Source organism: Cellulomonas sp. P4_B5_2 (assembly GCF_056402235.1).
The window spans coordinates 1-12560 of sequence record NZ_JBFUHU010000071.1; the positions used below are offsets into that span (position 1 = coordinate 1).

General features: G+C 73.2%; 9 protein-coding genes. 3 read left to right on the forward strand and 6 right to left on the reverse strand.

The window, feature by feature from the left end:
* Nucleotides 1-925 (reverse strand): glutamate--cysteine ligase (locus tag AC1DUQ_RS07040; protein WP_477073556.1); only part of this gene is annotated, 925 nt, incomplete at its 3' end.
* Nucleotides 926-1510: 585 nt separating this feature from the next.
* Between AC1DUQ_RS07040 and AC1DUQ_RS07045 the strand changes: the two genes are divergently transcribed.
* Nucleotides 1511-2875 carry a DUF6421 family protein gene (locus tag AC1DUQ_RS07045; protein ID WP_477061910.1) on the forward strand — a complete coding sequence of 455 codons (1365 nt, stop codon included), beginning with the start codon at nucleotides 1511-1513 and terminating at the stop codon, nucleotides 2873-2875.
* 10 nt (nucleotides 2876-2885) lie between these two features.
* Here the strand turns inward: AC1DUQ_RS07045 and AC1DUQ_RS07050 are convergent, their stop codons facing one another.
* From AC1DUQ_RS07050 to AC1DUQ_RS07070, 5 genes are all read right to left on the reverse strand, one after another.
* Nucleotides 2886-5402 carry a hypothetical protein gene (locus AC1DUQ_RS07050; RefSeq protein ID WP_477073557.1) on the reverse strand — a complete coding sequence of 839 codons (2517 nt, stop codon included), beginning with the start codon at nucleotides 5400-5402 and terminating at the stop codon, nucleotides 2886-2888.
* Between the two features lie 120 nt (nucleotides 5403-5522).
* The gene (locus AC1DUQ_RS07055) at nucleotides 5523-6875 is read right to left on the reverse strand and encodes a CoA transferase (RefSeq protein ID WP_477073558.1); all 1353 of its coding nucleotides are present in this window, start codon (nucleotides 6873-6875) and stop codon (nucleotides 5523-5525) included.
* A 1-nt stretch (nucleotide 6876) separates the two neighbouring features.
* Complete coding sequence (locus tag AC1DUQ_RS07060) at nucleotides 6877-7596, reverse strand: ion channel (protein ID WP_477061839.1); 720 nt, start codon at nucleotides 7594-7596, stop codon at nucleotides 6877-6879.
* Between the two features lie 22 nt (nucleotides 7597-7618).
* A complete protein-coding gene (locus AC1DUQ_RS07065) occupies nucleotides 7619-8410 on the reverse strand; it encodes a transglutaminase-like domain-containing protein (protein ID WP_477061840.1) in 792 nt (263 codons plus the stop codon).
* Nucleotides 8411-8452: 42 nt separating this feature from the next.
* Nucleotides 8453-9901 (reverse strand): SDR family NAD(P)-dependent oxidoreductase, encoded by a 1449-nt coding sequence (locus tag AC1DUQ_RS07070; RefSeq protein WP_477073559.1) that lies wholly within the window; start codon nucleotides 9899-9901, stop codon nucleotides 8453-8455.
* A gap of 222 nt (nucleotides 9902-10123) precedes the next feature.
* Between AC1DUQ_RS07070 and gad the strand changes: the two genes are divergently transcribed.
* The gene (gene gad / locus AC1DUQ_RS07075) at nucleotides 10124-11536 is read left to right on the forward strand and encodes a glutamate decarboxylase (RefSeq protein WP_477073560.1); all 1413 of its coding nucleotides are present in this window, start codon (nucleotides 10124-10126) and stop codon (nucleotides 11534-11536) included.
* Complete coding sequence (locus AC1DUQ_RS07080) at nucleotides 11533-12366, forward strand: hypothetical protein (protein ID WP_477073561.1); 834 nt, start codon at nucleotides 11533-11535, stop codon at nucleotides 12364-12366. Before gad ends, AC1DUQ_RS07080 begins: the two co-directional genes overlap by 4 nt.
* Nucleotides 12367-12560 lie beyond the last annotated feature (194 nt).

Sequence of the window (12560 nt, forward strand, 5' to 3'; positions counted from 1 at the left end):
GGACGTGGTCGACGAGCTGGCCGACCACGTCCGCGGCCGGCATCGGCTCGCCGGTCAGCGGGCTCACGAGGTCACCGGTGAGCCCGGAGCGGGCGGCCCGCCACGTCGCGGCCCGCAGCAGCTCGGTGCGTGGCTGTGGCATCGGATCGCCCATGGCCGCTTCCGCGAGCCCGCGGACGAGCGCCGCCTGCAGAGCCGCGTCGTCGGCATCGAGGCACACGTCCGCGACGCGCACCTCCACCGTCGGGTAGCGCGAGGACAGGCGGGCGTCGAAGTAGACCATCCCCTCGTCGAGGATCGCCCCCGTCCGGAGCAGGTCCTCGATGACGGCGCGGTAGCCGGCGGCGTCGCCGAACGGCGCGGTCGGCCCCGCGGTCGGCCACCTGCCCCAGACCTGCGAGCGGTACGACGCGTACCCCGTGGCGCTGCCCTGCCAGGACGGGCTGTTGCCGGACAGGGCGAGCAGCACCGCGTTCCACGGGCGGAGGTGGTCGAGGATGCGGACGCCCTCCTCCTCGTCGTCGATCGAGACGTGGACGTGGCACCCGCACGTGAGCTGGTCCCGCGCGGTCTGGCCGAACTCCGCGCGGATGGCGAAGGCGCGGCGGTCGGGCAGGACCGTCGACTCCACCACCTGCGGAGCCGCCGCGAGGGCCGCGATCCGCGCACCGGCGCGCCGGGCCATCTCGTCCGTCCGCACCCGGCCGGCGCGGATCTCGGCCACGAGCTCGGTCAGGTCGGCCCGCGGGGGCGTCGAGGTCTCGATCTGCTCGAGCTTGAACTCCTTCTCGAGGTCGCCGCCGGGCTCGTCCGTGGACGGGTGGTCCACCGACGACGCGTGGCGCAGGACCGCCGCTGCGACCGGCTGCGGTCTGCCCTCGGGCGTGACCAGCAGGAACTCCTCCTCGACCCCCAGGGTTCGCACCGGATCAGTCTGGGGGAGACGGCGGCCGCGCGCCCGCTCGACCGTTGACCGCGTGACGCGCGGAACGTACCGTGCAGTAACGCTGCCGTCCGAATGGTGAGATGACGCATGAGTCTGTTCCCGACCGTCCACGCGACCGGTGACCTCCCGACCCCGCACCGCGCCCACCTCGAGCGCCACGGGCTGACGTTCGTCGGAGCCGACGACGATCCCGACGTGGTGCTCGTGCTGCCGGGGACCACGACGGCCGGCGCGTCCGGCGGAGCAGGCCTCGTCGCGCTTGCCACCGGCGCCGAGGCACCGGAGATCGCCGAGGTGCTCGCGGACCGTGGCGTCGTGGTGCGCGCCGCGGCCGCCACGCAGCCGACCGGGCTGGTCCCGGCGGACCTCACCGCGGACGACCTCCTGGCCTGGACCACCGACGTCGAGCTGCCGGTGCGGGCGACCCTCGAGCTCGCCGGGTCCGCCCACCCCGTGCTCCGGTCGGCGACGGGGAGCCAGGCCCTGGGCAGCGTCGTCGCCGCGGGGAACCGCGACCCCGACGGCGCGTTCCTGGTCCTGGGCGTGGACCCGTCGCCCGAGGTCCTGCTCAACGCGCTCGTCTGGGCCGCGCGTCCGTCGGCCCTCGAGGCGAGCACGACGCGCCGGTCTGACCTCGCGGCGCACCCCTCCTGGGGGCGTCTCAAGCAGGACGTCACCGAGCTGCAGACCCTGCAGGTGAAGGACGGCTCGATCCCGGACGCCGCGCACCATGCGCGTGCACGCGACCTCGTGCACGCGATCACCGCGTCCGTGCACGACCTCGCCGGCCAGCTGCCGCACGACGAGGACTACCTGACGGCGGTCGGCAAGGACCTCACGCGGTGGGCGGACGCCGGGTTCGGGGTGCCGGACTTCCTCGACTCGCTCGTGGCGTTCCAGCCGCAGCGCCAGCGCGTCGACGGGCTGCCCCACCTGGTGCTCTTCCCGATGTACACGCAGAACGGCAGCACCGATCGGCGCGTCGAGGCGGTGCTGCTCCAGGTCCGCTGGCCGGAGCTGGTGGCCCGGCTCGAGGCCGAGCAGTTCAGCAACGCGCTGTTCGTCCCCGTCACGTTCCTCGACTTCACCCCGGGCTACGACACCAACTCGGCGGTCCTGTTCCCCGAGACCGTCGCCGTCCGCGAGGTGCCGACGTTCACGTGGGGTGCGATCTTCGCGGACCGCGAGGCCGCGCGGTTCCGCCGGGTGGTCCGTGCCGCCGCGGAGACCACCCGCCTCGCGCTCCCGCCCGACGCCGCGCGCCTGCTGGACGACCAGCGGCTCGCCGAGGAGACGTTCGTCCTCTGGGACCTGGTGCACGACCGCACCCACATGCGCGGTGACCTGCCGTTCGACCCGTTCATGATCAAGCAGCGGATGCCGTACTTCCTCTACTCGCTGGAGGAGCTGCGGTGCGACCTGACCGCCTTCCGGGCGGCCGTGCGGCTCGAGGACGAGGGCGTGCCGCACGCGCGGTACGTGCAGTACGCGATCCTGTTCGACCGCCTGTTCCGGTTCCCCGTGACCGGGTCGCGGGTGCGCAACTACGACGGCCTGGGCGGTCAGCTGCTGTTCGCCTGGCTGCACCAGCACCACGTCCTGCACTGGACCGACTCGCGCCTCACCGTCGACTGGCCTCAGGTGCCCGGCGCCGTCATCGCGCTGGCCGAGCAGATCGAGCAGCTCTACTGGCGCTCGATCGACCGGCCGAAGACCGCGCACTGGCTCGCGGCGTACGCGCTGGTGTCCGGCACCGTGACCCCGCACCCGGCGTCGGCGTGGGCGCGGGGGGACCTGCCCCTGGACGGTCCGCCGAAGGGGTTCACCGACGCAGTGCTGGACGACGAGTTCCCGCTGTCGATGTTCTACGAGGCGCTCTCCCGCAAGATCGGCGACGTCGTGGCCTCCACCAGCGGGATCACCGCCTGATCGCGGCCGCTCAGAGGTAGTTCACCGGGGTGCGCGGGTCCGGGGCGATCGTGTCCTCGTGCGCGGAGCCGTTTCCCGTGTCGCGGCCCGGGTCGGCGGCCGTCGTCCGGTCGCACATCGTGTCGACCTGGCCCCAGAACGCCGGGTCGTGCCAGTAGCCCGTGTGGCTGAGGACGCGCGGCAGGGGCTGGTCGGCGACGTACCGGTGGGTCGGGGGGTCGACCAGCTCGAGGTCGACGGTGCCGGGCAGCGTCGAGTCGCCGGTGCGCACCGCGCCGCCGATGTAGTCGGTCGCGTAGAAGACGTTGGTCCACAGGACCGGCCCGATGCCGGCGCGGCCTTCCGCGATGCCCGCGAGGAACCCGTCGCTGAACAGCGCCGGGAACGCCCAGCGGTAGAGCTTGCCGAGCGGCGAGCCCAGGGTGACCACGCCGATGGTCGGCTCGTCGGCACCGCGCTCCGGCGACCTGCGCCCGACCACGGCAGCGGCGATGACGCTGCCCTGCGAGTGCGCGGTGAGGACGACGCGGCCGCCGCTGTCGTGCAGGCGCCAGATCCGACGGGTCAGCTCCGGGACCGCACGCTCGGCGTAGGCGGGCGGTGCGAACGGGTGGAACGCGCGGGGGAAGAAGCTGCCCACGTCGAAGAGCGTGCCCAGGACGCGCCGCCACCGCTCGTTGCGCCAGGCGCTGGCCAGGATCAGCACGTACAGCGGCGGGAAGGCCACCGCCACGGTCGTCCCGATGTCCACGAGGAACATGGGCGTCCCGCTGCGCAGCACCCACACGCACGTGAGGAAGTAGATCAGGCCGACCACGCCGCCGACCGTCGCGACGACGAGCGGGATGGCCACGGCACGCGAGTGGTCCCCGACGAACCGCATCAGGGCGACCTTGCGGACCCAGCGCGACGGCCGGTCGCCGGTCTCGGAGGCGGCCTTGCCGAACAGCGGCGGGTCGAACGCCGACCGCCACCAGCCCGCCTCGGTCCGCACCGCGGCGTCCGGCGCCTGCGAAGGGATGCCGGCGTCGGCGTAATGCTGCCGCAGGCGCGCCTCCACTGCTGGTGCGGTGCGCGTGCGGGTCCGGGTCATCGCCACCCAGAAGCCGATCCCGAACACGACGAAGAGCGAGATCAGTCCGAGCGAGAGCATCGACGCCAGCGAGCCGACCGCCTCCGGGACGTAGATGGCACCCGGGACGGGGTCCGAGCCCGGCTCCGGGCCGAAGCCCCACGTGATGGTGCCCAGGACGCGGGCGACGTACACGATCGCGGAGAGCAGGACGGTGTTGGCGACCATGAGGGCGACGGTGTTCATGACGAAYGGCGCCGCCCACGGGAACAGGCCGATCCGGGGGATCGTGAGGTGCTGCGCCCGCAGCTGTCGGGCCTTGACCCGCCGGAAGACCCAGGCGCCGACCTGCTGGCCCGCCAGCGGCAGCAGGAGCAGGAGGCTGGCACCCCACACCGCGTTGACGGCCCAGCGGGACCCGGGCAGCATGCCCGCTGCGCTGTCGCCCGCGGGGAGGGTCAGCGCGGCCGCGCCCGCCAGGACGAGTGCCGCGACCGTGAGCCCGAGCACGAGGGTGGCGAGCACCGGGTGGGCGTCGTCGAACGCGAGGAGGCCCATCACGGCGACGATGCCCGCCGCCGCACCGATCGCGGCGACGCGGCCCAGCCCGCCCGCCGTCGAGTCGCCGCCGAGCGCGGCCACGGACCACCCGAGCAGCAGGCCGACCACACCGAGGCACGCGGACAGGTGCAGCCGCGACAGGAAGATGTGCCACCGCAGGCCGGACCAGAAGTCGGGGTTCCGCAGCCCGCCCTCCTGGGCGGCCGCGCACCGTCGGGACGGCTGCGGGTCGGAGTCGAGCGCGCCCTGGTCGGCGCTGATCGGCGTCGGGGGTTCGACGCGCTCGTAAGCCGACCGTGTGTGGCGGGCGAGCAGGGCGAACACGAGGGCGACCAGGGTGGCCGTGGCGGCGCCGACGACGATCCTCTGGCCGGCGTGGTCGACCGGCAGCCACCGGTCGGCGGCTGTCGTCCACCAGCCGTCGCGACGGCACTGCGCCATCCCGCCGCACTGGTACGCGATGACGTCCGTGAACAGCATCGTCACCATCACCGCGGTGCTCAGCGTGAGCGCGAGGRCGGCCAGTCGCGCGAACCACCGGAACACCCAGATCGTGGCGGGCTCGTCGTCCTCCTGGTCGCCGGACATGACCCAGCGCCGTGCCATCCAGCCCGCCATGTTCGCGAACATCGACGGCAGGAGCAGTGCCCAGAGGGCACGCGTGCGGCTCCGGGAGGTCAGGCCGCCCCACGAGTACGCCTCGCGATGGCGTCCGCGCGCATCCCGCGTGCGGAAGAACCCCGCCACGCGGTCACCGGCGACGCGGGTCGGCTCCAGGTCGCCCAGCAGCGACTCCGGGCTGGTGCCGCCGACGCCGTGCACCCGGATCTCCGTCAGCCCGTCGAGTGCGACCGGTCCCGGCACCAGGCCGGCGGACCCCTGATCGAGCGCCATGGCTGCCTCCAGCTGGGGCACCGTGCGTGCCCACCGATCCACCGACGAGAGGGACGTCGTCCCTGAGGAGAAGAGTGCTGGACAGCCGAACAGATACGACGGCCCGGTCGGCGGGCAGGCTCAGCCGCCGGTCCAGCGAGGGCTGTCGGTGCCCCAGCGGCTCGGGGGTCGGTCACAGTCGTCGGGCACACCGGCGACCGCGACGGGCGAGCGGGCGTGCCGGAGCAGCCCGTACGGCGACACAGTCTCGGCCAGCCAGCGATCGGGCGCGCCCGGTGCGCCCGCGGTCCCGGGAAGGGGCGTCATCCCGCCGAGCAGCCACGCTGCGGTGCCCGCCAGCGACAGCCGGACGTGGTGCGTCGCCCCCGTCGTCGCCCGCTCTGTGAGCGCCCGAAGGACGGCCGCGGCGAGGAGGTAGCCCGTCCCGTGGTCCAGCGCTTGGGCGGGCATGGTGCCCGGTCGGCCGTCGGCGTCCTGCTCGGCCACCGCGATGCCCGTGCCGGCCTGCACCAGGCTGTCGAACCCCCGCCGGCCGGCCCACGGACCCTGCCACCCCCAGGCGCAGAGCCGGGCGACGACCAGGCCGGGCCGTCGCTCCCGCAGCGCGTCGTCGTCGAGGCCGTACCGGTCCAGCGCGCCCGGACGGTAGCCGAGGACGAGCACGTCCGCGGCGCTCAGGAGCTCCTCGAACGTCGCGCGGTCGGCAGGGTCCTCGAGCGCGAGCCGGGTCGAGCGCTTGCCGAACCCCGTGTCGATGTGGGTCCCGTCGTCCTCGCGCAGCCAGGGGGCGTCGACGCGCAGGACGTCCGCACCGAGCAGCCCGAGCGTGCGCGTGGCCACCGGCCCGGCGAGCACGCGCGTCAGGTCGAGGACCCGCACACCGGCGGCGGGCAGGGTGCTGGGTCGCAGCGGGCGCGGGTCCGCGGTGCCCGCGGTGCGTGTCTCGATCAGGGGCTCGTCGCTCGGACGCGGCGGCGCGACCGCCACGGCAAGGCCGCCGGCCGCGTAGGCGGCCTCCTGCACGTCGAGAGCCGGACGCTCCGCGAGCACGACGGCCAGCCGGCCGACGAGGTCGGCGTCGTCGCCGGCGTCGGGGATCCCGAGCGAGGCCAGCAGGCGCGCGCGGTGGTGCGGGTAGTTGGCGTGCGTGCGGACCCACCCGTCGGCGGACTGCCAGAACCCGGACAGCGGCGCGAACAGGGGGATCGGCCGTCCGTCGACCCGCAGGTGCCGCTCGCTGGTGAACGCAACCGCGACCGCCCCCTCGTCGACCCGCACCGCGGGCAGGTCGCCGCCCGTGCGCAGTCGATGCAGCTCGGCCGCGGCCAGCGAGCAGACGCCCACGGTCGCGCGCGCGAGCTCGCGCACCGGCAGCGGCGACCTCAGCCCCGGGGTGCCGACGTACTCGACGCGCGAGCAGAGGTCCTGGGAGCCGCCGAGGGCGTCCCAGGCGTGTGCGGTGGCGGCGTCCACGTCACTCGGGGTGCTCGGGCAGGACGGCCTCCGCGCGACCGTGGAACGCGGCGACCAGGCGGGCGACCAGGACGGCGAGGAACACCTGACCGACGAGCGCCTCGAAGGTGGCGATGCTGCGCCCCGGGAACAGCGCGGCCGTGTAGTCGCCGTATCCGAGGGTGGTCAGGGTCGTGTACGAGAAGTACTGGAACGAGCGCGCGTTCGCCGCCTCGCCGCCCGCGAAGAACGGGCCGGGCGTCAGCACGTCGATCACGCCGAACAGGCTCGCGAAGAACATCCCGATGATCAGGTACGCGCTCAGGGCGCCCGCCAGCGACTGCACGGTCACGGCGGTCCGGCGCAGGATCCGGTCGAGGATGACCACCAGCGCGGTCATGAGGATCACGCAGACCACGCCGTCGATGACCCCGTCCGCGGTCGGCTGCGGGAGGACGGTGAGCGCGACGAGCGCGACGACGGCGGAGACGACGAGCACGATGCGCACGAACCGTCGCTGGTGCGGCATCGGCTGGGACGTCCGGACCGCGAGGCCGAGCGTGAACAGGTAGAGGACGAGGACGAGGATCTCGACCCACTGGTCGGAGCTCAGCGCGAAGGCCACGTACGCGGTGACCAGCAGGCTCAGGACGATGCCGAAGTCGTCCGTGCCGGTCCGGCGAGCGAGGAAGGACCGGCGCCGGGGAGGCGTCGTCGTGCCGGGTTCGTCCGGTGATGTCACCTTCCGGAGGCTATCGGTCGGGTCAGCCGATCGTCACAAGATCGCGCACGTCGTCGTCGGGCAGCACGTCCGCGACCGCGGTCACCTCGAGCTCCATGAGGTTGGCGTAGCCGTGGTGCACGTTGAGGAACGCGGTGTCGGAGGCGTCGCGGCCCGTCGCGATGCGGACCAGGCTCGAGCGCGGGGCCAGCGTGGTGGCGTCGACGACGTACCACTGCCCGTCCAGGTTCGCCTCGGCCACGGCGTGGAAGTCCATGGGGGACAGTCCCGGGGCGTACACCGACACGAGCCGTGCGGGGACGTCCAGCGCGCGCAGGAGGGCGATCACGAGGTGCGCGTAGTCGCGGCACACGCCCTTGCGCGCCAGCAGCGTCTGGACGGCGCCGTCGGTCGGCAGGCTGGATCCGGGGACGTACGAGAGGCGGGACCCCACCCAGGAGCTCACCGCGGCGAGCAGGTCGAACCCGTGCAGCCCCGTGAACTCGGCGTAGGCGGTCGGCCCGAGCGTGTCGGACTCGCAGTACCGGCTGGGACGCAGGTAGCGCAGCAGGTCGGCCTCGTCGGACGTGACCGGGGCGGCGCGGCCGTCGATCGACGCGGAGTAGTCCAGGACGAGCCGGCCGACCTCCGCCCGGACGACGTGCAGACGCGTCCCGTGATGGTCGGGGACCTCCTTCGCCTCGATCGGCACCCCGTCGAGGGTGATCGTCAGCGACTCGCGGGCGGTGAGCTGGGTGGACACGGCCAGCTCGAACGCGAGGGTGGCGGGGGAGGTGACGTCGAGGGACAGGTGGGCGCTCATGTCGCGATGCACGCGCTCATGGTGGTGCACCGAGGCGTCGTCCGCCTCCGGGGGCTACCAGGCGGAGCGCACGTAGTCCTTGAGGAAGCAGCCGAACAGGTCCTCGCCGGACTCGCCGCGCACGATCGGGTCGTACACGCGGGCGGCGCCGTCGACCAGGTCGAGGGGAGCGTGGAAGCCCTCSTCGGCCAGYCGCASCTTGGTSKGGTGSGGSCGCTCGTCGGTGATCCAGCCGGTGTCGACGCTGGTCATGAAGATGCCGTCGGTGGCCAGCTCGGTGGCGCTGGTCCGGGTCAGCATGTTGAGCGCAGCCTTGGCCATGTTGGTGTGCGGGTGGCCGGGACCCTTGTAGCCGCGGGAGAAGACGCCCTCCATGGCGGACACGTTGACCACATAGGCGCGTCCCGGCGCACGCATCGCGCCGCGCAGCCGGCTGACCAGGATGAACGGCGCGGTCTGGTTGCACAGCTGGACCTCGAGCAGCTCCATCGGGTCCACCTGGTCGACCGTGTGCACCCAGCTGTTGGTCTCGGCGGTGTCCGGCACGAGCCCGCCGGCGTCGATGGCCGTGCCCGCCACGAGCCGCTCGAGCGACGCGTGCTCGGCGGTGAGCGCGAGCGTGGAGACCCCGGCTGCGACGCTGGTCAGCTCGGTGACCGACCCCGCGAGCGCGACCGGGTGGGCGCTGCTGGTCCGCCCGAAGGTGGTGATCTGCGGCAGCGGGCGGTCGGGCAGCGGCTCCAGCTCGGCGTCCGCGAGGTGGGTGTACGCGCCGGGGGAGCGGCGGACGGTCTGTGCGGCGTTGTTGATGAGGATGTCGAGCGGTCCCTGCGCGGCCACGGAGTCGGCGAGAGCGACCACCTGGGCGGGGTCGCGCAGGTCGATGCCGACGATGCTCAGGCGGTCCAGCCAGTCGGCGCTGTCGGGCATCGCGGCGAACCGGCGGGCGGCGTCGCGGGGGAACCGGGTGGTGATCGTCGTCGTGGCGCCGTCGCGGAGCAGGCGCAGGGCGATGTACATGCCGATCTTGGCGCGGCCGCCCGTGAGCAGGGCGCGCTTGCCGACGAGGTCGGTCCGGGCGTCGCGCTTGGCGTGGTTGAGCCGCGCGCACGCCGGGCAGAGCTGGTGGTAGAACGCGTCGACCTCGACGTACGGCTCCTTGCAGATGTAGCAGGGCCGGGCCTTGAGCAGGGTCCCCGCGGTGGCGCCCTGCACGCTGGAGACGAGCGGGATGCCCTGCGTCTCGTCGTCGATGCGGCCCGGGCTGCCGGTGGCCGTCGCGTRGATGACCGCGCGGTCGGCCGCGCTGATGGCGTCCCGCTTCTCCGCGCGGCGCTGCTTCTTGGCCGCCTTGAACAGGGCGGACGTCGCGCGCCGGGCGAGGGCGAGGTGCGGGTGGTCGGACGGCAGCCTGCTGATCTGGTCCGCGACGCGCAGGAAGACGTCGAGCTCGGCGGCGTCGACGCCGTCGACGGTCTCGGGGGCTGTGCTCACGGCAGTCATCGTGCGGTTCCTAGCTGGTCGACAGGGGTGGCCGACGGGCAGGGGAGCACGAGAGCCGGGCAGGCGGGGATCGGTCGATTCTACCTGGCCGGCCGTGACGGCCTGGGCGCAGCGGGGCGAACCGGGACAGATCGGGTGCTGCGGGTCTACGTTCGGACTCGTGGGTGCGCCGGGGGCGGCAGTCCAGCCAGAGCTCCGGCGGGAGGAACTGGAGGAGCACACGTGAGCGAGACGCCTGATCCCCACGGCCCGATCCATGGCCGCCCGAGCTTTCGGGAGCACGTCGACCGCAGCACGTTCCCCGCACGCGGGCTCGACCCGGACGAGACCTATGAGCTCCTGCACACGGGCCTCATGCTCGACGGCCGCGAGACGCTCAACCTGGCGTCCTTCGTCACCACGTGGATGGAGCCGCAGGCGGAGCGGCTCATCCATGACGCGCTGCGCAAGAACCACATCGACCACGAGGAGTACCCGGCGGCCTCGCTGATCGAGGAGGTCTGCGTGCACATGCTGGGAGACCTCTTCCACGCACCCGACCCGTCCGCGGTCGTCGGCGTCGCGACGATCGGGTCGTCCGAGGCGATCATGCTCGGACTGCTCGCCCACAAGCGCGCGTGGCGCGACCGGCGGAGGGCAGCCGGGCTGTCGACCGACCGGCCCAACGTGGTGTTCGGCGCGGAGACCCACGTGGTGTGGGACAAGTTCGCCAACTACTTCGACGTCGAGATGCGCAAGATCCCGATGAAGGCGGACCGGTTCGTGCTCAGCGCCGACGACGTCGAGGCGCACGTCGACGAGAACACCATCGCGGTCGGCGCGGTGCTGGGCACGACGCACATCGGCGAGGCGGACCCGATCGAGGAGATCAACGACCTGCTGGTCCGGATCAAGACGGAGAAGGGCTGGGACATCCCGCTGCACGTCGACGGGGCGAGCGGTGCTTTCATCGCACCCTTCGCCGAGCCGGACCTCCGCTGGGACTTCCGGCTCGAGCAGGTGGCGTCGATCAACGCGTCCGGGCACAAGTACGGCCTGGTCTACCCGGGGGTGGGCTGGCTGATCTTCCGCGACGCGTCCCGGCTGCCGGAGGACCTGGTGTTCAGCGTGAACTACCTCGGGGGTGCGCAGCCGACGTACACGTTCAACTTCTCCCGCGGCTCGGCCATGATCCAGGCGCAGCTGTACAACTTCCTGCGGCTGGGGCGCAGCGGCTACACCTCGATCGTCGAGAACATGCTGGCGAACGCGCGGTTCCTCAACGAGTCGCTCGTGGCCAGCGGGYGGTTCGAGATCCTCAACCCGGGGCTGGCGGAACCGGTCGTCACGTTCCGGATCGCGGGCGACCCGGGGTTCGACGTCTACCACCTGTCGGCGCGGCTGCGGGAGGACGGCTGGATCGTCCCGGCGTACAGCCTGCCGCCCGACGCCGACGCGGTGCACCTGCTGCGCGTGGTGGTCCGGCTCGACCTGAGCCGCGTGATGGTCGAGCAGCTGCTGCGCGACCTCATGAAGGCGTGGGACGACCTCGCCGAGGAGCAACCGGTCCGGCGTCCGAGCGCGAAGCCCGACCTGTGGACCTCACCGGCGCACGCGGCGGCGCGGAGCAAGGCGCGCACCGGCCTGGCGAAGTGACCTCGGCCGTCCCCGAGCTTCCGGCCGGTTGGCGGGTCGTCCGTCGGCGCGGGCCGCTGGGCTTCGTCACGCACGCCGTGCTGGCGCGGCCCGACGGCACCGAGGTGGAGTGGAGCTCGCGGCGGCACCGCAAGGGGCTCGGTCTGCGGGGTACCGGGGCACGCGGTGGTCCGGCGAGCGCCCTGAGCTGGTGGATCGGAGGCCTGTTCGCTCTCGGGTCGGTCTGCTTCGCCCTCGGGTCGCTGCCGCTGTACTTCGACCGGGTCGCCGCGTCCGTCGTGGGCTGGACGTTCTTCGTCGGGTCGATCTTCTTCACGTCCGCCGCCTACCTGCAGCTCCACGAGACGCTGCGGGCACCCGTCGGTGTGCTCGCAGGATCCCCACGGCCCCGCCTCCTGGGCTGGAGCTCCCGGCGGATCGACGCCTGGGCGGTGCTGGTCCAGCTGGTGGGGACGGTGTTCTTCAACATCAGCACGTTCGCGGCGACCCGCCCCGACCTCGGCACCGCGCAGGAGCGGCACCTGGTCTGGGTGCCGGACGTCGGCGGGTCGATCTGCTTCCTGGTGGCCAGCTGGCTCGCCTACGCCGAGGTGAACCGGGGGATCCTCCCGCGGTCCGACCGGTCGGTCGGGTGGAGCATCGCCGCGCTCAACCTGGTCGGGTCGGTCGCGTTCGGGGTGGCGGCCTTCGCCRCCCGCTACCTGCGGTCCACGGGCGAGCTGGCCAACCTGTCGCTGGTGAACCTCGGCACGTTCCTCGGGGCGGTGTGCTTCCTCGTCGGCGCCGTCCTGCTGCCGGTCGAGTCGGCGAGGGAGCGTTCGCGGCCCTGACCCCTCAGACTCCATGCGTGGACGACGACCCGATCGGCCGGCTGCTGGCCGACCCGCCCGACCTGCCCGTGCGCCACGGGCTGGCCGACGTCGTCGCGGCCGTGCGCGCCCGCGGGGTCGTCGTGGCCCAGGCGCCACCGGGGACGGGCAAGACCACCCTCGTCCCGCCCGCGGTCGCCGCGGCGGTGCAGGGC